Source organism: Oscillatoria sp. FACHB-1406 (assembly GCF_014698145.1).
Lineage (GTDB): Bacteria > Cyanobacteriota > Cyanobacteriia > Cyanobacteriales > Spirulinaceae > FACHB-1406.
Genome location: NZ_JACJSM010000001.1, coordinates 238629 through 262540 on the forward strand (window position 1 = coordinate 238629; position 23912 = coordinate 262540).

Consider the following 23912-nt stretch of genomic DNA (forward strand, 5'->3'; position numbering starts at 1 on the left):
CTCTAGCGTCGGGGGAAACCTCTACGCTTCCGCAGAAATTCGGGAATATCCAATCCCAGCCCGCTCGGATCTTCAGCATTAGCCGTAGGATCGGGAGTGATGGGGCGGGCGACGGGAGGGGGCGGCGTTGGAGAAGGAACCGAGGATCGCGTTTGAGTTGGGATGGCGCGGGCGGTGGGGGGGTTGGGTTCGCCTTCGCCGCTAAATCCGGTCGCGATCGCGGTAATCCGAATTTCTCCTTGCATCTTCTCATCGATCACCGCACCAAAAATAATATTGGCATTGGGATCCACCGTTTCATAAATCGTCTCGGCGGCTGTATTCACTTCGTGCAGCGTCAAATCGCTGCCGCCCGTAATATTAAACACCACGCCTTTTGCCCCTTCAATCGACGATTCCAACAGGGGCGAAGAAATAGCCATAATTGCGGCTTCTCGCGCTCGCGACTTGCCCGATCCCGTGCCGATTCCCATCAACGCCGATCCCGCATCTGCCATTACCGCGCGCACGTCGGCAAAGTCCACGTTCACCAAACCGGGAATAATAATAATATCGGAAATCCCCTGCACTCCTTGTCGCAGCGTATCGTCCGCCACCAAAAAGGCTTGCTGAACCGGCGTTTCCGGTGCAATCACTTCCAGCAACTTATTGTTGGGGATAATAATCAACGTATCGACTCGACCTTGGAGCGCCGAAACCCCTTCCTCGGCTTGCGTGGTGCGGCGGCGACCTTCAAATGTAAACGGGCGCGTCACAATTCCCACCGTCAAGCAGCCCATTTCCTTTGCCACTTCGGCTACGATGGGGGCGGCTCCCGTTCCCGTCCCGCCGCCCATCCCGGAGGTAATAAACACCAAATCCGTATTTTCTAGAGCTTGGGCAATCTCTTCGCGCGACTCTTCTGCGGCTTTTTGACCGATGGAAGGATTGCCGCCCGCCCCTAAACCGCGCGTCAACTTCTGACCGATTTGCAAGCGTTTGGGGGCAGCACTCATGGCTAAGGCTTGAGCATCGGTATTAATCGCCCAAAACTCTACGCCCGTGACGTTGCTGGCAATCATGCGGTTGACCGCGTTGCATCCTCCCCCACCAACGCCGATGACTTTAATTTTAGCGATATTACTGGGGACGATATTATCGCCGCGCAGGGTTTCCCGGTGCATTTCTCGAGGATCGCTGCTCGGAGGGAATGAAAGTCCCGTACTGCTAAATGAATAGTTGTTTTCCACGGTGGCTGCCACAGGAGGGGGTTCTGGATGCTCCCCATAAGAAGGGTTCTGCCCTAGTTTACTATTATGTGTCATTTCTTTGGGGAAAGATTAATAGACAATTTTACGGTATCCTTTCTAATCCAGCACTACAACTCAAACAAGTTTTCAGCCGGGGTCGAGTATCGATAACGCCGCGATCGAGAACGAATGAAGTTCTATCGATCGCATTGGGCTTTTTTTGAGTCTTAGCCTCAAGAAGGTTAACGCTCGGCGACTTGTTGGGTCAAGGGTAGCATAGTCCGAGACGTTAAGTGCTTTAGCGCAACTGCACGGTTGGAAAATCGGGATTCGTTAGGTCGATGTAGGCAAGGCGAGAAGTTTTAAGGCGAGTTGGGAGTTCGCGCATTTGAGCGAGCATTTCTAATTGTTTCGTCAAACGCGGCGTACCGGACTGATATTGACCCAAATGAACGATCCCCAATTCGGTTGTGAGAATTGAGTTACTCCGATTGCGAAAGTCGAGGGCGAAAATTTGAACCGGAGAGTTCCGAACCGCTTGATAAATTTCCGGCCAAGCTAACCTTAACGAGTCATCGATTCCCAGTGCTTGAAGTTCCGGGAGGCTAGCTTCTGCTAAAAGCTGGGCGTAATTGCCTTCGGGTAGAAATATTCCTCGTTCGTCTAAAAAGCCTGTTTCTTGCTGGCTGCGGGAATCGAGGACGCGCGCGACGGGCTGCCGTTCTTTAACCGTGACGGTTAAGCCGGGGGGCAGAAGTTTGCGCGTAACCGTTGCTTCGGCGATGGGAGGGGCAGACTCCATTTGCTGGCTGAGAACTTGCGGTCGAACCTGCCAAAGGGGTTGAGGATAGGATAGGCGCAGTAGAGTGCGAATCGCTGTCGGCGAGAGCAGTTGGTTGCCTTCAATGGCGATTTGTTCGGGACGCTCTATCGTCCAATTTAGCTGGGTGAGTCCCCAGGTTAACCCGCCTGCCATGCCGCTAACCAAGAGCAATCTCCAGAAAGCTTGCAGCAATTTTAACTGCCGACGGCGTTTGAGTTGCGCGCGACGGGCTTTGAGGTCGTGGGGAGAGACTGAGCCAATGCTGGTCAAGGTAAGGTTTTCAGGGTGAGGTTTTCGGGGTTTTAATGAATTGCGCGGAAGGTTGCTCCTCAACTATAGCAGTCTTATTCGTGAGTGGCTGTGACTTTTCCGGGAGGTTACTCAAATTTTTATTTTTTAAAAGAATAAAATCTTTGACACGCAAGAATTGCGATCGAGATCAATGTTAACGACCGCCAGATCGTAAGATGATAGGCAAGCATCAATCTGTACGCTAAAAAAGCCATGTAGCTTAGCTCGGGCTTTATTTCTTCCATCAGGACGCATCATGAAATTGCATCTACTAAATTTTTTCAAGGCTTGCAACCCGAGCAAGACCTTGAACTTAAGCAATGCTGAGGATCGGAGCTATTACATCGATTTCTCCTCTGTCAGGGGAGGAAAGATTGTAGAAGCGCTCGAGCGAACGATTACCCGTCTTTCGCCGGACGAACCGACTTGTCAACTGTTTACCGGACATATCGGCTGCGGGAAATCGACCGAACTGCTGCGACTCAAAGCATCTTTGGAACAGCAACAATTCCACGTTGTTTATTTTGAGTCGAGTCGGGACTTAGATCTGGCAGATGTTAGCATTAGCGACATTCTTTTGGCAATCGCGCGATCGGTCAGCGAAAGCTTGGAGGCGGTTGGCATTCACCTCAAACCCGGTTACTTTGGCAACTTGTTTTCCGAAGTTAAAAATTTCTTGCAAACCCCTATCGAGTTGGATGCGGAAGCAGAACTTTCTGTTGGCATTGCCCGCATCACGGCGCGCACGAAAGAAAGTCCAAAATTGCGAGAGCAGTTGCGGCAATCCCTGGAACCGCGAGTAGAAGGGATTCTGCGGGCGATTAACGAAGAAATTATGCAGCGCGGCACTCAGGAGTTGAAACTGCGCGGCAAGCGTGGATTGGTGGCGATCGTGGATAATTTAGACCGAGTATCGGCACAAATGGCGACTCAGACGCGATCGCTCCCCGAATACATTTTTATCGATCGCGGCCCCCAATTGCGCCGCCTGCAATGCCATGTCGTTTACACGCTACCCCTATCGCTGATTTTCTCCAATGAGTTTCAGTCCCTAAAAAACCGTCTTGGCGGCGGAGTGGCTCCGAAAGTGCTGCCAATGGTTCCGCTATACCAACGCAATGGTAGCGAAAACGTTCGAGGTATGGCGCTGCTGCGTCAACTCGTCCTTGCTCGCGCCTTTCCAGAGGTCGATCCGCAAACGCGGCTGAGTTTGATTGGCGAAGTAGTAGACCATCCCAGTACGCTCGATCGCCTCTGTTATATTAGCGGCGGCCACGTTCGCACTCTCTTAGGCTTGTTGTTCAACTGCTTGCAACAACAGGATCCGCCTTTTTCCCGACAGTGTATCGAGCAAGCGATCGATGCCTATCGCGATGATATCGTCTTGGCCGTCGAAGAAGATGAATGGTCGCTCATTTCCCAAGTCGTCAGCAAACAAATCGTCAAAGGCGAGCAAGAATATCAAGCGCTGCTGCGCAGTATGTTCGTATTTGAATATCGCGACGAGGCAGGACGCTGGTTCGGGGTGAATCCCGCTCTAGCTGAAACCGAGCGCTTTAAAAGCCTGCAAGCAATGGGAGTCTAATAAGACGGCGTGTAACTGCTGTTAGGGCGAGGATAGGACGGGTTCTGCTCGCTTATTCCCTCGCTCTTGTCTCAGTCCGCGTCTAAGCTCTTCTCAGAGTTCGAGCCTAAAACAGCCCGTCTAGTTGAAGAAGCCCGGTCTCAATCCTTGCCACTTCAACACTGGACAGCGTAAAGAAATAAAACCGATCTGAAGGCAAATCCAAAAGATATTGCTTTATATCATTTTTTTATTTTTGTCAAGCGCTAAAGCTGAACGGGTGAGTTTGAGGAGAATCGAGCGGGTTACAAGTCTTTTAACTCGCAGTGTGACGCGGTGCGAGCGATCGCAAAATTAGAACCGTTGCGCGCGTCTATAGCATTTTTCGTTGGCGTGAGGTACACCACACGGGCGAATGCCATTCGCCCCTACCCATCTAATTTCCATTTTTGTACCCTTATCCATTTGAAAAACGCTATATCCCCAAAAAGCACTTTCGTTGGCCCGGGACAAAACCATCCCTTGGGTCAAACTCCCGTTCAACCCCATTCCTCGTCTCATTGAACGTCTCAATTCAATGGGGATGTGTTGCGTTAGCCTACTGCGCCTGCCTCTCTACAATGGCTTCTGCCCCTTGCAACCATGTGTACTACTAACCCCCCCCACCTCGTCAGCCAATCGAACGATCGGTCTCTATCGATTCTGGCACGAGCGATTCTCCTCGGTCGCTATCAATTTGCTTTAATTCTCGTGCGCTGTAACTACGAACGATTGCAGCGGCAAATGTGGCAAGGACTGCAACAGGAGTTGCGCTCTCAATCAGAAGCGGAGGTTCGCTTACGAGAAATTCGCTTTTCTTCCTCTACCCCCGCCCTATTCGATACGCTCCTAAGCGTTGTTGAAGCGGAAATTGCCGCCCAACCGGAGGAGGCAGCACCTCAACCCTCGCGACGCTGCAATCTAGATGCTTTAATGGTCTTCGGACTGGAATCAGCAGAAGATTTGGAGCGAGTTTTAGCCGATACCAATCAAGTCCGCGAAGAGTTTCGCAAGCACTTCACCTGTCCGGTGGTGCTGTGGGCGACGGATGAAGTCCTGCAAAAAATGACCCGTTTCGCGCCAGATTTTAAAAGCTGGGCTTCCGCCGCGATTAAATTCGAGCAGGCCATTGAAGACTCCATCCAACTGTGGTGGGAAATTGTTGCTCGCCTGTTTCGAGAACTTTTAGATTCGGGGGCGAAGCGTTTCGTTTCCAACGCCGAGTTGGGGCTTGCGCCAGGAAGCCGCGATCGCCGAGAATTAGAGTGCGCCCGCTTGGAAGTTCTCGCCGCCCACATCGAGCTATCGGAGATGGTAGAAGCGATTTGGGCGTTTATCCTCGGGCGGGATGCTTACAACGAGGGTCGCATCCAAGAAGCGCTAGAACAGTATCAACGCAGTCTCGAGTTTTGGGGGCAAGGATCGGAGGATCGGGTTGCCAATGCAGTACCCTCCGCACCCAACATCGCCAATCCATTTTTAGAGCAAAAAGGGCTGCTGCTTTACCATCTCGGTTTGTGCTACTGCTATGAAGCGAGGGAACATCCCAACCGCAGCCGTCAATGCGCAACTCAGGCGCGCCTTTGCTTCAGCGACAGCTTAGAAATTTTTACCTTAAAAGAGCGTCCCGAAGCGATCGCGAATCTCACCGTTCAACTCGGTCAAGTGCTGCAACAGCTTGAATACTGGCACGAATTGCAAGCCTTAGCCCGAGGGGCGCTTACCCAAAGCACGATTTATCATACCCCGGAAGTCCGAGCGCGGGCTTATGGATTTTTAGCGCGTGGGGCGCTGGCTCGAGGCAATCCCGAAGCGGCGAGAATCTTAGCGCTGAAGGCGTTGGGCATTCACGAACGCGCGTCCACAGCGAATTCGCTAGGAGAAGCCTTGTATTCCTACTTGTTAGCGCGATCGCAATACGAACTCGGCCAGACGATGGAAGCGATCGCGCTTTTGGAGCGGGCGCGCTCGGCCATTGCACCGAAAACGATCGCGTCCGAGGGCGAAGTCCAACCCACCACAGAGAAAGAAACCCTTTATCTCGAAATCTTGGAAATGCTGCGATCGCTATACTTCCAGCAGCATCAATACGAACTCGCCTTCACCCTCAAACAAGAGCAGCAGCGAGTCGAGCAAGCCTGCGGGCTGCGGGCTTTCTACGGCCTATCTTCCCCCACTGGGGAAGGAGATCGCCTCCCCTCCTACTATCCAACTGAAATCCTCGCTTTCGGTCGCCAGCGAGATGTCGAGGCGCTGCTAGAACGGGTACGGCGCAGCGAACACAAACTCACGATCCTCCACGGACCTTCGGGGGCGGGCAAAAGCAGCTTGCTGCACGCCGGTCTGGTTCCGGCTTTATGGGACGAAATCATCGCCGCTCGCGAAATTCTCCCCGCCATTCAAACGACTTACAATGATTGGCAACAAGGGTTGAGTCGCGCTTTTTCCCGATCGCTGACTCTGCGGGAGCGCAAGTTAGGACAGCCCCAAACCCTCCCTGACTTGCTCTCGCCCGCAGCGATTTTAGACTTTCTTCAATCCAGCAGCCAGGGAAATTTATTGGTCGTTATTGTTTTCGATCAATTTGAAGAATTCTTTTACAATTGTCCCCAACGCGAAGACAGACGGGCATTTTATCGATTCTTATGCGACAGTTTGAGCATCCCCTTCGTGAAAGTGATTCTCTGCCTGAGAGAGGATTGCTTGCACGAACTGCTGGCAATGGAACGGGAGATGGATTGGGGGATCGTCGATAACGATTTGCTCGATCGCCAAGTGCGTTATGCGCTCGCGGATTTGAGCTTAGAAGCGGCGGCGGGCGTGGTGAAGCGACTGACCGAGCGATCGCACTTTCACCTCGAAAACGACCTGATCGAGCGTTTTGTCTGCGATTTAGCGGACTCCCAACAGACGATTCGCCCGATCGAATTGCAGGTCGTCGGCAGCGCGCTACAAGCCGAAAAAATCACCTTACTGCAAGAATATCGGCAGTTGGGCAGCAACCCGAAAACGATTTTAGTCGAACGCTGGTTGCAGTCCGCGATCGCCGACTGCGGCCCGGAAAACGAAGAAGTCGTCTGGCAGGTTTTATACGCTCTGACCGATTCCCAAGGATTGCGCCTACTGAAAACGCAAGCCGAACTTGCAAGGGCAGTGCGCTCGGAACGCACCAGGAAGCAGCGTTCGGAAACGCTTCCCAGTCCCCCTCTTACCTCGATCTTAAAAATCCTGGTCGGTTCGGGTTTGGTGTCTCGCCTGCGGGAAGAGTCCGACGAGCGCTATCAACTCGTTCACGGCTATCTCGTCGGGCGCATTCGCCAACAATATAGCGATCGCACTTCTCGAGCGATCGCCACGCAACTGAGCGGTAGCAAAGCTGAAGTAACGCGAGCGCGCAAACAGCGCCTTCATGCCCTCACTATTGGCGGTATTTGCGCTCTTTTCGCCCTTAGTGCGGTTTATTTAAGCTTGCAAACGGAAACCCAACGCCGTTTAGCCACAATCGTCTCTCGCAATGCAGAACTGATGGCGCTTTCTGCCTCCTCCGAAGCACTATTTGCTTCTAACCAGGAATTTGAAGCGCTGCTGGAAGGGTTGAGGGCGGTCAAACAATTAAAGGCAGAACCGCCGATTCGCCAGAAACCGTCCTTGCAAGCCTTGCATTTACCGACCGATACCGCGACGGACATTAAAACCGATACGCGCTTAAAAGTTTTAACCGTTCTCGAACAAGCTTTATACGGAACGTTGGAACGGAATCGCTTAGAAGGTCATAGCGATGTCGTCTGGGGGGTCTGTTTTTCGCCGGACGGACAGCGCATTGCAACAGCGAGCTTGGATAGAACGGTTAAGGTTTGGCATCCTGACGGCCGCCTGCTAACGACACTGTTCGGTCATCGGGATAGCGTCACAAGCGTTGATATCAGTCGGGATGGTAGTATTGCTTCGAGCAGTTGGGATGGGACGGTTCGCCTTTGGAACGTTGATGGAACGCCCGATTTGGCGATTCAGGCACATCGGGGCCGCGTCTACAGCGTTCGCTTCAGTCGGGATGGGGAAATGTTGGCGAGTGCGGGCGCAGATGGAATGGTAAAAATTTGGTCGCGCCAAGGCCGGTTGTTGCAAACTTTATCGGGGCATCGAGGGGAAGTGAGTTGGGCGAGCTTTAGTCCCGATGGCAGCGAGATTGCTTCCGTGGGACAGGATGGGACGCTGCGCTTGTGGAAGATTGGGGGGCAAGTTGTTAAGGTGGTGCGCGCTCATCAGGAGGCGGCGAACTATGTGGTTTTTAGCCCGAAGGGAGATGTGCTGGCGACGGCGGGCGAGGATCGCGCCGTGAAGCTTTGGAGTCGGGATGGGCGCTTACTGCGGGTACTGTCGGGGCATCAGGGTAGCGTTCACGCGATCGCGTTTAGTCCCGATGGCCAACGGTTGGCTTCGGCGAGTAATGACAATACGATCGCGCTCTGGAACCGTCAGGGGCGTTTGTCGAGCGTGTTGAAGGGACATAGCGATCGCGTTACGGGCGTGGGCTTCAGTCCGGATGGGCTGACGCTGGTGTCTTCGAGTTTCGACAAGACGATTAAGCTCTGGACGCTCCAGAAGCGCTCCCGCGTCGTACTGCGAGGACATCGCGATCGCGTCCTGGATGTTGTCTTTTCTCCCGATGGGGATATAGTGGCCACCGCGAGCAAGGATAAAACCGCAAAGTTGTGGACGCGCCAAGGACAATTGCTGGCAACTTTAAGCGGACACCGCGATTCGGTGTTAGCGGTTGCTTTTTCGCCCGATGGCGAGCGAGTCGCCACCGCGAGTAAGGATAAAAGCGTGAAAGTGTGGACGCGGCGGGGGCAATTGTTACAAACGCTTTCCGGTCACGGGGATTGGGTTCTGGATGTGGAGTGGTCGCCCGACGGTCAATGGTTAGCAACGGCGAGTCGCGATAAAACCGTGAAATTATGGAGCCGCGAGGGGAAATTGCGTCAAACTTTGAGCGGACACCGCGATCGCGTTAATGCGGTTGCGTTTAATGCCGACGGTAGCTTACTGGCTTCCGCCAGCGACGATCGCACGATTAAGCTTTGGCGCTTCCACCGGAAGTTGCGTAGCGGCAGGCCAGAAGATGGGGCTTTTGACCCGCAACCGCTCTCAACGTTGAAAGGGCATAGCAACTGGGTTCTCGATGTTACTTTTTTGCCGCCGCGAGCCGATGGTCGTGCTTCTCCCCTTTTGGCTTCTGCGAGTTACGATAACACCGTCAAATTTTGGAGCGATCGCGAAATGCTTTACACGCTCAAAGGTCATACCGATAGCGTTGCCCATCTCAGCTTTAACCCCACGGGCGAAATTTTGGCGACTACAACTTGGAGCAGCGAAGTCCAATTATGGCGATTAGACGATACTCTGCTTAAAACCCTCGAAGGTCATAGCGATCGCGCCACCAGCGTGGCTTGGAGCCAAGATGGAAACGCCCTCGCCACCGCCAGCGAGGATAAAACCGCGATAATTTGGAATTTTGATGAGGAACAATTGGCTAAAAATGCTTGCGATTGGCTCCGCAATTACATTCACAATAGCAATGAAGTCAGGAGGAGCGATCGCCAATTGTGTACGTCATAAATAATTGATAATGGATAATGGATAACGAATTGGATAATTGACAATGGACAATGGATAACGTTTTGAATAATTGACAATGGACAATGGATAACGTTTGAATTCGTGAGATGAAATGAGGGTCAAGTCGCGTTGCCCCAATTCTTAATTACGAATTACGAATTACGAATTACGAATTATTTCTCATTCTTCATCGAAGTCGGCGCGAATTAATTCTACGGCATCGCGTCCGTCGCTTTCTTGCAAGTATACCTTCACTTTTTCTTCGGCTGCTGTTGGCAGTTGTTTGCCGATAAAATCGGGGTGAATGGGCAGTTGGCGATGGCCGCGATCGATTAAAACAGTCAAACCGATAATTTCGGGTCGTCCGTATTCTAAAACGGCATTGAGGGCGGCTCTAGCAGTGCGTCCTTTAAAAATAACATCATCGACTAAAATGACAACTTTATCGGTCAAGTCGAAGGGAATTTGAGTTTTGGCGGGGGTTCGCATTCCGACGCGATCGAGATCGTCTCGATAAAGGGTAATATCGATCGCGCCAACGGGAATTTTAATGCCTTCAAGCAGTTCGATTTGAGCCGCGATCGCGCGAGCGAGGGGAACGCCGCGCGTATGAATACCGAGCAAAACCAACTTAGTCGGCTCGTCGAATTTTTCCACAACTTGCGACGCAATCCGATTCAAGGTTCTGCGAATTTCTTCAGCCGAGAGAATTTCAATAATTTTAGCTGGCATTTTTTGTATTAAACAAAGATTGGATATTTGCCCGATCGCGAATTCCCAAATTTTAAACAAGTGATTAAGAAGGTTTTTGACCGTTGTTTTTAAAAAATTCTGCTCGCAACTCTTCTAATTCTAGATCGATCGCGTTAGCTGTGGTAATTGTAGGAGGCGGCGAAGGCGGAGAAGACTTTGGAGGTTTCGGCTGCACGAATTGACTGCGAATTCGCTCGATCTCAAAATCTAAGTTGCTCGTACCGTCTGGCAATTGATAAGGCTTTTGGACATCGCTGAGAACATCTCTCGCCGATTGATAGCGCTGACTCGGAATAGGGTGTAACATTTTATCGAGGACTCTAGCGAGAGGCTCGCTAACGGGGTTGGGAAGCTGACCGTGCCAAGTCCAAACGCCTTCGTAAGAGTCGAAGAGATTGCTAGGAGCGATACCTGTGAGTAAGTGAATGCAAGTTACGCCGAGACTGTAAAGATCGCTTGCATAAGTCGCGCGTCCGAGGGCTTGTTCTGGCGGGATGTAGCCCATCGAACCAATCGCAGTTCCCGTTTGCATCGAACCGTCCGCATCTACACCCTTTGCTGCCCCAAAATCAACCAGGAACAGTCGTTCGTCGCTACGTCGGAGAATAATATTAGCTGGTTTAATATCGCGGTGAACGACTTGATGTTGGTGGACGAACTCGAGGACGGGCAATAAATCTTTGAGTAGGGCGCGAATTTGCGTTTCGCTAAAGGAACCGTTAGCGGCTAATTCTTGGGCGAGATCGTCTCCTTCAATAAATTCTTGCACTAAATATTGGCGATCGCCCTGAAAAAAATACGCCATCAGATCGGGGATTTGCTCGTGTCTGCCTAAAATATCGAGTTGGACTGCCTCTCGCTCGAACATTTGCGCCGCTTTTTCCAGCGATTGCTGCTTCTGGACTTGCGGTAACAATTGTTTGATAACGCAGTAGGGTTTAGAAGGTTTATCTTCATCAACCGCGAGGAAGGTTCGCCCAAATCCCCCTTGTCCGATGGGGCGCAGCGCGCGATATCGTTCTTTCAGGCGCAAAGGACTGCCGCAGGCATGACAAAATTGACTGGGAGAGGGGTTGTGAGGATGAGAGCAATTGGGATTGAGACAGTAGCTCATCGTAGTGGCTTTACTGGCGTGCTTTCTTCTATTATCGTGCTAGCCGCGAGTTTTGCTCTCTACCCTCTTTAATAGTCTGTCGTTTTATTCTGATAGCGCGATTAAGAGGCAGTACGGCGCGCGCCTAACGCACTGACTCTCGCTCAACAGATAACCGCTCAACAGTGGGCGTGGACTGGGATTGCGTTATATGACGGTTAACCTTGCAATCTCTTCAAGTCGTAAATACAACTTCGTGCAAACTCTTCTGATACTCGTTTTCTGCCAGATCGAGCATTTCACCAAAGAGGGGTGAAAAGGGTCGATTCGTATCCATTGCTGTATAGGCTTCCAGCGATCGCCAATGCCCAAAATTAATACAACGCCAACCGTCTAAGCTGCGATGTGCATGAGTCGAAATCAACCCTGATTGTCCTGAAACCATAACTAGCGCCTCACGAAATAACTCAATGAATCGAGCTTGATTTTCGGGCTGCTTCATCTTAAAAATGCCCAAGTTGAGCAATCCATTGAGTATAGCTTGTTACTCTTAATCCATCGCGACTGCGAAGCACTGTACCCGACACAAACCCTGTCTTGTGCTTAAGAACAGATTCAATGTTCCGTAGGGGCGAATGGTATTCGCCCGCTGGGTGTGCCTCATCCCTGTGAAAACTGCTATATCTTTTGTCTGAAATATTATTCTTACCAAGCAGAAAAAGGAGTAGTTGCAGTAAACGGGGTGCGTTACACTTCGCGTCCCGCAGCGTCTCCTTATATCTGCACCGCTACGCAGATATACACACCCTCGCGCCTCACAAGTTCCTCAAATTCTTCAGCTATAACCAAAGGTGAGATCGAAATAACCCCTCTAACCCAGGTTAAACGTAGGCGCAATGCAAGTCTCAACAACCCCTCTTCCGCATCCTACTGCCGTTCGCGGCTATATCCACTCTTTTGAAAGCTGCGGTACTGTCGATGGCCCGGGCATTCGCTTTGTCATCTTTACCGCTGGTTGTCCCCTGCGATGTCTTTATTGCGCCAATCCCGACAGTCGTTACATGAAAAACGGCAAGGTGATGTCGGTGGACGAGTTAATTCCGGAGATTCAGAAATACACGACTTACATGAGAACCTCTGGGGGCGGCGTTACCGTCAGCGGTGGCGAACCACTCTATCAACCCCATTTTGTCGCAGAAATCTTTAGGCGCTGCAAGGCGTTGGGGATTCATACCGCCCTCGATACTTCCGGACATTGCGAGTTGCATTTAGCGAAAGCGGTTCTCGAGTATACCGATCTCGTCCTCCTCGATATTAAATCTTTCGATCGCGCCCTGTTTGAGAAAGTGACGAGCGTTAATCTCGAACCCACCCTAGAAATGGCGCGTTACCTCGATGAAATCGGCAAACCGACTTGGATTCGCTTTGTTCTCGTTCCCGGTTTAACCGACGCTGCGGACAATGTTTGCGGGTTAGCCGATTTTGTGGCGACGCTGAACAATGTAGAAAAAGTGGAAGTTTTACCGTTCCATAAAATGGGCGAGTATAAGTGGGAACAGTTAGGTTATGACTACCAACTCCAGCAAGTCGAACCGCCGACGCGATCGCAAATTGAAGTCGTTCTCGATATTTTCCACAGTCGAGGCATTAACGCAGTTTAAATGAATGATGAATAATGATTTGCTGCAATCGGAACGCAACACTTTCCTCAAAATCTTGGAGCAATTATGAGCATTACCAATCGTCAAGAACTCGAACTCTTAATTCAATCGGTTAAAGCCGCTCAAGAGCAGTACGCAACCTTTTCTCAAGCGCAAGTCGATCGCATCTTCAAACAAGCCTCGCTCGCGGCCAACGCCGCCCGCATTCCCCTTGCAAAGCTAGCCGTACAAGAAACGGGGATGGGAATCGTCGAAGATAAAGTCATCAAAAATCACTTTGCTTCGGAATATATTTACAACAAGTACAAACAGGAGAAAACTTGCGGTGCGATCGAAGAAGATAAATCCTTCGGCATTCAAAAGATCGCCGAACCCGTGGGAATTATCGCCGGGATTATTCCCGTGACTAATCCAACCTCGACCACCTTTTTTAAAGCTTTAATTGCCCTAAAAACGCGCAATGCAATCATCTTTTCGCCCCACCCCCGCGCTAAAAAATGCACGGCAGAAGCAGCCAAAGTGGTTTTAGAAGCAGCCGTTGCAGCGGGCGCGCCCGAAGGTTTAATCGGTTGGATTGACGAACCGACAGTAGAGTTATCGCAAGCATTAATGCAGCATCCCGATATTAAGTTAATTCTGGCAACGGGCGGCCCTGCAATGGTGAAAGCTGCCTATTCTTCGGGACATCCTTCTTTAGGTGTGGGGGCTGGAAATACGCCTGCTGTTATTGATGAAAGTGCCGACATTCAAACGGCGGTTAGCTCGATTTTGTTGAGCAAAACGTTTGATAATGGCATGATTTGTGCATCGGAACAATCGGTTATTGTTTTAGATGCAGTGTACGATCGCGTCAAACAAGAATTCCAGGATCGCGGGGCTTATTTCCTTTCCCCCGAACAGAAGCAACAAGTAAGCTGCATTCTGCTTAAGGATGGTCATCTCAACCCGGCAATTGTCGGGCAATCGGTGGGACAAATCGCCGAACTTGCAGGCATTGGTTTAGTCTGTCTCGAAGATGTTACCAAGCCGCGCCAGCGAACGGAAACGCACAATCCCCTTCCTTGTACGCTGCCGAAAGTTTTAATTGGCGAAGTGGAAGAAATCGGTACGAGCGAACCATTTTCCTACGAAAAATTATCGCCGGTTCTGGCAATGTACCGCGCTAGCGATTTCCAAGATGCGGTCGCGAAAGCGAAAAAATTAGTCGAATTCGGCGGACAAGGACATACATCGGTATTGTATATTAACCCCGCCTATAAATCGGGAATTGCTGAATTTGAAAACGCGATGACGACTTCGCGAGTTCTCATTAATACGCCTTCTTCTCAAGGCGCGATCGGAGATTTGTACAACTTTAAACTCGATCCTTCCTTAACCCTCGGTTGCGGGACTTGGGGCGGCAATACGATTTCAGAAAACGTTACGCCGCACCATTTACTGAACGTGAAAACCGTTTCGGAACGGCGGGAAAATATGCTCTGGTTCCGCATTCCGCCCAAGATTTATTTTAAATATGGGTGTTTGCCGGTAGCGTTGAAGGATTTAGCCGGAAAACAACGGGCTTTTATCGTTACAGATCGTCCTTTATTTCAAATGGGCGTAGTCGATAAAATTACCGTCGTTTTGGATGAAATGGGGATCGACTACGACGTATTCCATGAAGTCGAACCCGATCCGACTTTAACGAATGTTAATAAGGGCTTAGAATTACTGCGGAATTATCAACCCGATGTCATCATTGCCATTGGCGGCGGTTCGCCGATGGATGCAGCGAAGGTGATGTGGTTGATGTACGAACATCCAGAGGTGGAATTTGAAGGTTTGGCGACGCGATTTATGGATATTCGCAAGCGGGTTTACGAACTGCCAACCCTCGGACAAAAAGCGATGGTGGTGGCAATTCCGACGACTTCGGGAACGGGTTCGGAAGTTACGCCCTTTGCCGTGATTACCGACGATCGCGCCGGGATTAAATACCCCTTAGCCGATTATGCCCTAACGCCGCACATGGCGATCGTCGATCCGGAATTAGTGCTGCATATGCCGAAAAAATTAACCGCTTACGGCGGAATCGATGCGCTGACGCACGCGCTGGAATCCTACGTTTCGGTACTGGCGACGGAATTTACTGAAGGGTTGGCGTTGGAAGCGATCGCGCTGCTCTTTAAATACCTCCCGCGATCGTACCAGAACGGGGCTAGCGATCCCGAAGCGCGGGAAAAAGTTCACTACGCTGCCACGATTGCAGGGATGGCGTTTGCGAATGCGTTTTTGGGGGTTTGTCACTCGATGGCGCACAAACTCGGTTCTACTTTCCACGTTCCCCACGGGTTAGCGAATGCGCTGATGATTTCCCACGTCATCCGCTACAATGCAACGGATATTCCGTTTAAACAAGCGATTTTTCCGCAATATAAATACCCGCACGCAAAGGAACGCTATGCAAAAATTGCTGACTACTTGCAATTAGGCGGCGATACGCCCGATGAAAAAGTCGAACGGTTAGTCGATGCAATTGAGGAGTTAAAACATCAACTCGATATTCCCAATACGGTGAAAGAAACTTTGTCTGAAGACGAGCAAGATTTTTACAACAAAGTAGAAGGAATGGCAGAGCAAGCGTTCGACGATCAATGCACGGGTGCAAATCCTCGCTATCCTTTAATTCAGGATTTGAAGGAACTGTATACCCTCGCTTATTTGGGATGCCGTACAGATGCCGTATTGTATCATGAACCGGCGAATATCTAAATCGTGAATCGTTAGATTAATGGCGATTGTAGGGTGCGTTACGCTACGCTAACGCACCGTTAAAAGGAGGGCAGGCAAGGCAGTTATTATCTTTGTTGAGAGATTAATCTCAACACCTTGCGTCTCTACACTGGATTGGTAAGCATTGCTAAATTTAGCATAGCATACTACCTAGCTAAGGCAACTAACGTTCCGACTGAGTTATACTAATAAAATGCTACGCAGAACTTCACACAAACTTGATTCAGCAAGGCTAAAAATTGTTTATTTTTTTACTAGAGGTCATAGAGTCAACTGTCCGCATTCCAAACTTAGCAAGTATTAATGATATGATATGAAAATTTTCAATTTGACTCCAAGAGAACGAAGAAGATTAATAGGGAGAATTAGTCAGGCATCAGGGATTGCACGGTATGCGTTGGAAGCGAAGATGAGTGACGAACAAATCATTAAAGCTGCTGAAAATCTAAATACCTTAGCGCTCATTAAATCAGCTAATACTTATAATCGTTATTGTCAATCTCAAAAAACGGCTGAAGCGAATGAAAAGCTAAAGCAGTTCATTGATGTCAAAAATTCCGAGATTTATAAAGCGGGGCAGTGGTTGTTGAATTGCTTGTCTCGGACAGGACAAGATAGGAAAGAAAGTTTAATCAAAAAAAAATTAGTTCATAAAGAAGATTACAATGAAGCTGTGGTTGACTTAACAGATACAGTCTCCGAACAAAAAGTGAAAGCTCAACAGCAAACGCTTATAGCCCAGAGAACAATAGAGGATATCCAACAGACTAATGACTCATTGCGAAAACAATTGGCTTTTATCCAAGAATATATAGAAAACAACTACAGTCACAAAGACTGGAAAGATGTAAAAAAGTATCTCCAAAAAAATATTTAAAGTGATGGCTCGAGTGAAGACTATCGAAGGGCTAAGTTATAGAGATTGGCAAAAGAGAAATAAACAATATTTTGATGCTTTAAGTAAAGAGCAGCAAAAAGATGCGAGAAGGCAAGGATATAATAATCGCGGATGGAAACAAATTAAGCGCGCTTGGAGGATCGTTCGTAAATTTAATCAAAATGTAAAAAGTTTATTTGAATACAAGCTCGATAGGGGAGATTTAGTCGGTGCGATAGATATATCCCTCCTGGAAGCAGAGCGAGCAAAAGCAGTAGCGAAAACTACGCTAAAAGAGCTTGAGAAACGACAAAAAGAATTAGACCAAATTGCAGACAGAGCCTTAAAAAAATATGTACCCCTTTAAAAAGTCATGAGTGAAGTTGTTAAAAAATCAAGCCTGAAAACTTTATATCGTGCCAGCGATATTAATCGAGTTTGGCAAGCCAGCCAAAATGTACAGGCGATCGAGCATCCCGAACGCGGTTTCATTAGTCCAAACGAGTATCGTGCATTGTATAAAGGTAAGCCCTGCCCTTATTGTGGTCAGAAGATGGTGCATAGTCAACAACTTTATAGCACCACTTCAAAGCAAGAAGCGATCGATCGAGGCTATGAATATACTGATAAGCTTGCTGGCAAGGTGATTAACCAAGCAGGCAATACTTTTTTTCATCCTCACTATGTGACGTTAGACCACAAAATTAATAAAGCTCGTTGTCCGGAAAAAATGTTTGAGTTTAGCAATTTAGAGGTTATCTGTTGGCGCTGCAATCAGAATAAGGGTGATAATAATACTTTTGAGTTGCAACATAATTTGGATTATTTAAATGCTTTAGCGGATGAGGCGCTAACACGCTATCCGCTTCTTTAAAGTCTTACACGGGTAAATTCGGTTGAAATGACGAACAACTTAACGTCTTCAGAAAGTTTGCACCGACTACACTGATTTAAAGATTATGCAATCTCTGACATCCTCTGTTTCTGACCCTGCATCCGACCTTTTACGCTCCGAACATCGCCCGCTGGATGCCATTTTTGCGCCCAAATCCGTCGCCGTTATCGGTGCGACGGAGCGCCAGGGCAGCGTCGGACGTATTGTATTATGGAACCTGATTTCCAATTCCTTCGGCGGGACGGTGTATCCCGTCAATCCCAAACGGCATAGCGTACTGGGGATCAAGGCTTATCCCAGCATTGCCGAGATTCCCGAACAAGTCGATCTCGTCGCGATCGCGATCCCGGCTGCCTCAGTCCCCGGTACAATTCAAGAATGCGTCGATGCAGGCGTAAAAGGCGCGATCGTCCTCTCGGCAGGATTCAAAGAAATCGGCCTCCAAGGAGTCGAACTCGAGCGGCAAATCAAAGAACAACTCAGCCGCAGTTCGATGCGCTTAATCGGCCCTAATTGTCTGGGAGTTATTAACCCGATCGCGGGCTTAAATGCTACCTTTGCCAACGCCATGCCCGCTCCCGGTAATGTCGGCTTTATCAGTCAAAGCGGCGCGCTTTGTTCGGCTATTTTAGACTGGAGTTTCCGCGAAAATGTCGGCTTTAGCTCCTTCATTTCCATCGGTTCGATGCTCGATGTCAATTGGGGCGACTTGATTTATTACCTGGGGGACGATCCCAATACCCATAGCATTGTCATTTACATGGAATCGATTGGCGATGCGCGTTCCTTCCTTTCCGCCGCGCGAGAAGTTGCGCTGACTAAGCCCATCGTCGTGCTGAAAACGGGGCGTACCGAAGCGGCGGCCCAGGCGGCAACGTCCCACACCGGCGCGCTAGCGGGAAGCGATGCGGTACTGGATGCAGCATTTCGTCGCTGCGGCGTGCTGCGCGTCGATACCATTTCCGAACTGTTCGATATTGCCGAAGTGTTAGCCAAACAGCCGCGCCCGAAAGGCCCGCGCCTGACGATTATTACCAATGCTGGCGGCCCGGGCGTTCTAGCGACCGATGCGTTACTCAAAGATGGCGGCGAACTAGCGCACCTATCCGAGAAGTCGATCGCGTCCCTCAACGAACAGCTACCGCTGTTTTGGAGCCATCACAACCCCATCGATATCTTAGGCGATGCCGACCCCGATCGCTACCAAAAAGCCCTGGAAATCGCCGCAAAAGACCCGGAGAGCGACGGTTTGCTGGTCATTCTCACCCCCCAAGCGATGACCGATCCCACTCAAACCGCCCAACGCTTGAAAACTTGGGTGGAAAATCAACCGTCGCAGCGCGCCAAAAAACCGATTATCGCCAGTTGGATGGGCGATACGGATATTAACGACGGTGAATTGCTGCTCAATCAAGCTAAGATTCCTACCTATCGCTTTCCCGATACGGCGGCGCGCGTGTTTAGCTATCTGTGGAAGTATAGCTACAACCTGCGCGGAATTTACGAAACGCCGATCTTAGCAAGCGATAGGGAAGCTGAAATCGGCGATCCCGCAGGGATCCGCGTAGCGGCACGCGCGGTTGTCGATACCATTATCGATCGCGCGCGCCAAGCTGGGCGAACCCTCCTCACTGAAGTCGAATCCAAGCAAATCCTCGCCGCCTACAGCATTCCTGTCGTTCCGACTTCGCTCGCCGCTAGCGAAGAAGAAGCGGTAAACTGTGCGGAAGTGTTGGGCTATCCCGTCGTTCTCAAGCTCTTTTCCCAAACCATTACCCATAAAACCGATGTTGGCGGCGTACAACTCAATTTAGTCGATGCAGAAGCCGTGCGGCGCGCCTACCAAACCATCGAATCCTCTGTCGCCGCCACCGTCGGAACCGAGCATTTTTTAGGCGTAACGGTGCAACCAATGGTGAAACTTTCGGGCTATGAATTGATTATCGGCAGCAGTTTGGATCCGCAGTTCGGCTCGGTGCTGCTGTTCGGTTCTGGGGGACAATTAGTAGAAGTGTTCCAAGATCGCGCGATCGCATTACCGCCCCTCACCTCCACCTTAGCGCGGCGTTTAATGGAACAAACGCATATATACAAAGCGCTGCAAGGAACGCGGGGCAAACCTGCGGTGGATCTCGCCGCCCTCGAACAGTTGCTGGTGCGCTTCAGTCAACTCGTCGCCGAACAACGCTGGATTAAGGAGATCGACATTAATCCGCTTTTGGCTTCTCCTGTCGATAGCGCCAACCCCAATCCTTCCAGCCTTCTGGCGTTGGATGCTCGCATTGTCCTGCACGATGCTAGCCTCAGCGAAGATAAACTGCCGAAATTGGCGATTCGTCCTTATCCGGTGCAGTATGTTTCCCAGTGGAAGTTTGACGATGGGATGGAAGTGACGTTTCGCCCGATTCGTCCTGAAGACGAACCGTTAATCGTTCGCTTTCACGAAACTCTATCCGAGCAAAGCGTTTATCTGCGCTACTTCCATTTGCTCAAACTCAGTCAGCGCACCGCCCACGAACGCATGACGCGGATTTGCTTCGTCGATTACGATCGCGAAATGGCAATGGTAGTCGATTACAAAAATCCGGAAACGGGAACCCACGAAATTTTAGCGGCAGGGCGTTTGAGCAAGTTGCACGGCACGCGAGAGGCAGAATTTGCGATGATGGTGAGCGATCGCGTTCAATGTCGCGGTTTGGGGACGGAGTTATTGCGGCGGCTGCTGGAAATGGGGCGAGACGAGCAACTCGAGCGCGTAACCGCAGAGATTCTCTCGGATAATCTGGGAATGCAGCACGTTTGTCGGAAACTCGGTTTTGAAATCTTACCGACGCAGGTTCCCTCCGTGGTGAAGGCCGCGATCGAATTTTAAGCGATCGCGAGTCAAGTTAGCCCTGGCTTGTTAAGGGGAGCCAAGAACTTACCCTTTCAATAGGCTTATCATTGCCCTAAAAACCCGACCAATTAACTATTATGTTGACAATATTTCAGGGTCAGAATCGGTTCGTCTTTAACCGTATAAGCCGCCCCTGGAATTAAAATAAATTCGCTCGCTCCGACGGGATGACTTGGATTACCCCAATCATAAGTATAACCCAAGCCCGTAAACGGTTGCAGTCCGTTGCGAATGCTAATGTAATACAAGTTTTTAAAGAATAATGGGTAATCCGCGATCGCAGAATTCAGCGTTGCTCCTGCTACTTTGGGTTTTTCTTCACCAAACTTCAAATTACATTTTGTATCCGTCACTTCCGGATCGACGCAGGGGCGAAAGATATCTGCTGGATCGACCCACATTTCCACAAAAACATCATACTGCCAATTCGGGTCTAATCCCAAATATTGCTTCAATCGCAACTTCACATCCTCTTCCGTCGCATTGGGATTCTTTGTTAAATATTGGTGACAAAAATCCTTAACTTGGTTGGCTAACGTAACCCACAGCAAGCGATTTTCATCGCTGGACACATTGCGAGCGGGCTTAATAAAGCGATCGTAAGAACTTTGACTCTTCCAGGTGGTTACTAGAACCTTCGTTTTATCCTCATTCCAAATCAAATTGGAATTCTCGGGGACAAGCGCCAGCAACTCATTGAAATCTTCTCCCTCTTCCACTAAAGCCGCATCTTGTACTGCCGCGCGATATCGCTCTTTTAAAGAGGGTTCAGAAGACTGAGAAATCCCTTTAGGAAGGAAAGCTAAGGAGCTACCGAAAACGCTAACCAAAAACAAGAGAGAATGAGCGATTGTTCTGTTTTTCCCGAATCTCATAGTTGTCTTTATTGTCAGGATGATATTTTTTGAGTAGTTAGTCACAACCTAGGATCGATGACTGTTTGAAGTTCTTGCCAAACTTCACAAACCCTCGAACGGTTCGCGTCCGTCTCGGACGATCGATTTTTCGATTTTAGAGAGCAATGTACGGGATGTCAAATCGCCATTTTTTAACAAAGCGTTACAATGCCGAGTCCATTAGTAGGGTGGGAATTGCCGCAACTTCTCAAAACTTTAGGGGCTAACTTTAAATTGGCAATGCCCACCTAAATGCTCGGGCGGGCAAGGCGATCGTTAATAAGCGCTTATAAAAATCTAGTTTGCTCCCTTGCCCACCCTACAAATCTGCTGAGACGGTGCGTTACGCTTCGCTAACACACCCTACTTATTCCTTTGAAGTGGAAGGAAATATAAAATTTTTTTCAGTTTTTGACTTAAGTCAAAGTCAACGCCCCTCCTTGCTTCGTAAAGTACAAACAGATTCTTAACGACAGAGGAAGCACGATGTTTTGCGAACAATGCGAACAAACCGCCAGCGGTAACGGATGCCATCAGTGGGGCGCTTGTGGTAAAAGTCCGGAGGTGAATGCAGTACAAGATTTGTCGATGTACGTGCTGCGCGGACTCGCTCCGGTGGCGCTGCGCGCTCGCGAACTGGGAATTTCGACAACAGAGGTCGATCGCTTTACTTGCGAGGCAATCTTTGCGACGATGACCAATGTAAACTTCGATCGCGATCGCTTCAGTAACGACATTCGCCGCGCCATCGCCTATCGCGAAGATATTAAAGCACAAATTCAGCAAGCGGGCGCGCCCGAAACTTGGTTGCCCATTTCTTGCTACGAACCGGATTACAATGAAAGCTTAGTCAGCCAAGGTCAAGAGATCTCCCTGCAATTCCTCAGCCAAGGGCAAGGCAACGTCGATATCTTTTCCCTCAAACTGACGGTATTGTACGGCATTAAAGGCGTTGCTTCCTATGCGTTCCACGCGATGGAAATGGGGCAGGAAGATGGGGCGGTTTATCAATTCATTTACGAAGCTCTCGCTGCCTTAGAACGCCAAAATATAACTCTAAATGGTTGGGTTGCGATCGCTCTCAAAGTCGGCGAAATTAACCTGCGAACGATGGAACTTTTGGATGCGGGACACACCTCAACCTACGGACATCCTACCCCAACTCCCGTTCCCCTCAACCATAAAACGGGTAAAGCAATCCTCGTCTCCGGACACGATATTCCCCAACTCGAAGCCATCCTCACACAAACGGTAGGGAAAGGCATTACCGTTTACACCCACGGTGAATTATTGCCCGCCCACGGATACCCGCGCTTGAAAGAAACTTATCCCCATCTACACGGACATTACGGTACGGCGTGGCAAAATCAAACTAAAGATTTCGCAAAATTCCCCGGCGCAATTATTATCACGACAAATTGCTTGATGCCGCCCCACGATAATTACGAGCATAAACTCTTTAGCGTCGGGCCGGTGGGCTATCCGGGATTGAATGCAATTCCGATGGGTGCAGATGGACATCCCGACTTTACACCTGCAATTAATAAAGCATTGGAATTGCCAGGATTTACCGAAGAAGACGCACCGCGACAAGTGATGACGGGTTTTGCTCGCAATGCGGTGTTAGGGGTTGCAGATAAAGTGATTGAAGCGGTAAAAGCGGGGCAGATTCGCCATTTCTTCCTCGTAGGCGGTTGCGACGGCGCGAAACCCGATCGCAATTATTATACGGAATTTGTCGAAAAAGTCCCCGAAGATTGCATCGTGTTAACCCTCGCTTGCGGTAAATTCCGCTTCTTCGATAAAGATTTGGGCAACATTGGCGGCATTCCACGCCTGCTAGATGTGGGACAATGTAACGATGCTTATTCGGCCATTCAAATCGCGATCGCGCTAGCCAATGCTTTCGGTGTTGGCGTAAACGAACTGCCCCTGTCGATGATTCTTTCTTGGTACGAACAAAAAGCCGTCGCCGTATTATTAACGCTGCTGTATTTAGGGATACAAGATATCCGTTTGGGGCCGACTTTACCCGCCTTTATTTCCCCTAACGTGATGAGTTTGCTCTCACAAACCTATAAACTTAAACCGATTGCAACTCCCGATGAAGATTTAGCCGCTTGCTTGGCGAAAGGTTAATCGCATTGAAATAAGAAGATCGCGCCCCGAAGTTTTACAACACCGAGGCGCGATTGTTATATCTTTATTTATCTGGCGTTTCAACTTAGAAAAAGCTACAAGTTCCCCCCACCAAAAGCCGAACGGCTGGGGAAGACGCAAACAATTGAGTAATCTCAAACTTTACATAGACATCTCTCAATTCAATAGAGATTGGCCAATTGTAGTTATAACTTATTTAAAAGATTGGCATATTTGTTATGGCAACATAACCGTTAAAATAACATTTAATCCAATGCCAAGCGATTCCAAGCTCTATTGAGTTCTGGTTTAGTTCTGGCATAGATAAAGCTTTGTACACTACAAAACAGCAAAAGAAAACGCTT

The 23912-nt window shown here is 49.6% G+C and carries 15 protein-coding genes; 9 read left to right on the plus strand and 6 right to left on the minus strand.

Annotated elements, in window-relative coordinates; all coding sequences use genetic code 11:
• Positions 1–2 precede the first annotated feature (2 nt).
• Positions 3–1304, minus strand: coding sequence for a cell division protein FtsZ (gene ftsZ, locus H6G50_RS01110; RefSeq protein WP_190712422.1), 1302 nt, complete (start codon positions 1302–1304; stop codon positions 3–5).
• A gap of 223 nt (positions 1305–1527) precedes the next feature.
• Entirely contained in the window at positions 1528–2322 is a 795-nt protein-coding gene (locus H6G50_RS01115) for an FtsQ-type POTRA domain-containing protein (protein ID WP_190712424.1), read from the minus strand.
• 277 nt (positions 2323–2599) lie between these two features.
• Here H6G50_RS01115 and H6G50_RS01120 point away from each other — a divergent pair, with 277 nt between their 5' ends.
• On the plus strand, positions 2600–3928 hold the full coding sequence (locus H6G50_RS01120) for a P-loop NTPase fold protein (RefSeq protein WP_190712426.1): 1329 nt from the start codon (positions 2600–2602) through the stop codon (positions 3926–3928).
• Positions 3929–4549: 621 nt separating this feature from the next.
• Entirely contained in the window at positions 4550–9565 is a 5016-nt protein-coding gene (locus H6G50_RS01125) for a hypothetical protein (protein WP_190712428.1), read from the plus strand.
• A gap of 180 nt (positions 9566–9745) precedes the next feature.
• Here the strand turns inward: H6G50_RS01125 and pyrR are convergent, their stop codons facing one another.
• From pyrR to H6G50_RS01140, 3 genes are all read right to left on the minus strand, one after another.
• On the minus strand, positions 9746–10297 hold the full coding sequence (gene pyrR, locus H6G50_RS01130; RefSeq protein WP_190712430.1) for a bifunctional pyr operon transcriptional regulator/uracil phosphoribosyltransferase PyrR: 552 nt from the start codon (positions 10295–10297) through the stop codon (positions 9746–9748).
• Between the two features lie 64 nt (positions 10298–10361).
• Complete coding sequence (locus tag H6G50_RS01135; RefSeq protein WP_190712431.1) at positions 10362–11432, minus strand: serine/threonine-protein kinase; 1071 nt, start codon at positions 11430–11432, stop codon at positions 10362–10364.
• A gap of 214 nt (positions 11433–11646) precedes the next feature.
• Positions 11647–11913, minus strand: a complete 267-nt coding sequence (locus tag H6G50_RS01140) for an antibiotic biosynthesis monooxygenase (protein ID WP_190712433.1) — start codon at positions 11911–11913, stop codon at positions 11647–11649.
• A gap of 394 nt (positions 11914–12307) precedes the next feature.
• Between H6G50_RS01140 and pflA the strand changes: the two genes are divergently transcribed.
• The 6 genes from pflA to H6G50_RS01170 all read left to right on the plus strand — a co-directional run bounded on the left by pflA (position 12308) and on the right by H6G50_RS01170 (position 20488).
• Positions 12308–13072 carry a pyruvate formate-lyase-activating protein gene (gene pflA / locus H6G50_RS01145; protein WP_190712435.1) on the plus strand — a complete coding sequence of 255 codons (765 nt, stop codon included), beginning with the start codon at positions 12308–12310 and terminating at the stop codon, positions 13070–13072.
• A gap of 66 nt (positions 13073–13138) precedes the next feature.
• A complete protein-coding gene (adhE, locus tag H6G50_RS01150) occupies positions 13139–15823 on the plus strand; it encodes a bifunctional acetaldehyde-CoA/alcohol dehydrogenase (RefSeq protein ID WP_190712437.1) in 2685 nt (894 codons plus the stop codon).
• A gap of 430 nt (positions 15824–16253) precedes the next feature.
• On the plus strand, positions 16254–16721 hold the full coding sequence (locus H6G50_RS01155) for a hypothetical protein (protein WP_242032656.1): 468 nt from the start codon (positions 16254–16256) through the stop codon (positions 16719–16721).
• Positions 16722–16734: 13 nt separating this feature from the next.
• Positions 16735–17088 (plus strand): hypothetical protein, encoded by a 354-nt coding sequence (locus tag H6G50_RS01160; protein ID WP_190712441.1) that lies wholly within the window; start codon positions 16735–16737, stop codon positions 17086–17088.
• A gap of 6 nt (positions 17089–17094) precedes the next feature.
• The gene (locus tag H6G50_RS01165) at positions 17095–17595 is read left to right on the plus strand and encodes an HNH endonuclease (protein WP_190712443.1); all 501 of its coding nucleotides are present in this window, start codon (positions 17095–17097) and stop codon (positions 17593–17595) included.
• Between the two features lie 85 nt (positions 17596–17680).
• Positions 17681–20488: a bifunctional acetate--CoA ligase family protein/GNAT family N-acetyltransferase gene (locus H6G50_RS01170; RefSeq protein WP_190712445.1), complete on the plus strand. Its 2808-nt coding sequence runs from the start codon at positions 17681–17683 to the stop codon at positions 20486–20488.
• Positions 20489–20580: 92 nt separating this feature from the next.
• On the opposite strand, the gene H6G50_RS01175 is transcribed toward H6G50_RS01170, so the two are convergent.
• Positions 20581–21342 (minus strand): hypothetical protein, encoded by a 762-nt coding sequence (locus H6G50_RS01175; protein WP_190712447.1) that lies wholly within the window; start codon positions 21340–21342, stop codon positions 20581–20583.
• Between the two features lie 552 nt (positions 21343–21894).
• Between H6G50_RS01175 and hcp the strand changes: the two genes are divergently transcribed.
• The gene (gene hcp / locus H6G50_RS01180) at positions 21895–23547 is read left to right on the plus strand and encodes a hydroxylamine reductase (RefSeq protein WP_190712449.1); all 1653 of its coding nucleotides are present in this window, start codon (positions 21895–21897) and stop codon (positions 23545–23547) included.
• Positions 23548–23912 lie beyond the last annotated feature (365 nt).

Coding starts and splice junctions, on each gene's coding strand:
- H6G50_RS01165 (WP_190712443.1), top strand. CDS start 17,095: ATGAGTGAAGTTGTTAAAAAATCAAGCCTGAAAACTTTATATCGTGCC.
- adhE (WP_190712437.1), top strand. CDS start 13,139: ATGAGCATTACCAATCGTCAAGAACTCGAACTCTTAATTCAATCGGTT.
- hcp (WP_190712449.1), top strand. CDS start 21,895: ATGTTTTGCGAACAATGCGAACAAACCGCCAGCGGTAACGGATGCCAT.
- pyrR (WP_190712430.1), bottom strand. CDS start 10,297: ATGCCAGCTAAAATTATTGAAATTCTCTCGGCTGAAGAAATTCGCAGA.
- H6G50_RS01155 (WP_242032656.1), top strand. CDS start 16,254: ATGAGTGACGAACAAATCATTAAAGCTGCTGAAAATCTAAATACCTTA.
- pflA (WP_190712435.1), top strand. CDS start 12,308: ATGCAAGTCTCAACAACCCCTCTTCCGCATCCTACTGCCGTTCGCGGC.
- H6G50_RS01120 (WP_190712426.1), top strand. CDS start 2,600: ATGAAATTGCATCTACTAAATTTTTTCAAGGCTTGCAACCCGAGCAAG.
- H6G50_RS01170 (WP_190712445.1), top strand. CDS start 17,681: ATGCAATCTCTGACATCCTCTGTTTCTGACCCTGCATCCGACCTTTTA.
- H6G50_RS01140 (WP_190712433.1), bottom strand. CDS start 11,913: ATGAAGCAGCCCGAAAATCAAGCTCGATTCATTGAGTTATTTCGTGAG.
- H6G50_RS01135 (WP_190712431.1), bottom strand. CDS start 11,432: ATGAGCTACTGTCTCAATCCCAATTGCTCTCATCCTCACAACCCCTCT.
- ftsZ (WP_190712422.1), bottom strand. CDS start 1,304: ATGACACATAATAGTAAACTAGGGCAGAACCCTTCTTATGGGGAGCAT.
- H6G50_RS01125 (WP_190712428.1), top strand. CDS start 4,550: ATGTGTACTACTAACCCCCCCCACCTCGTCAGCCAATCGAACGATCGG.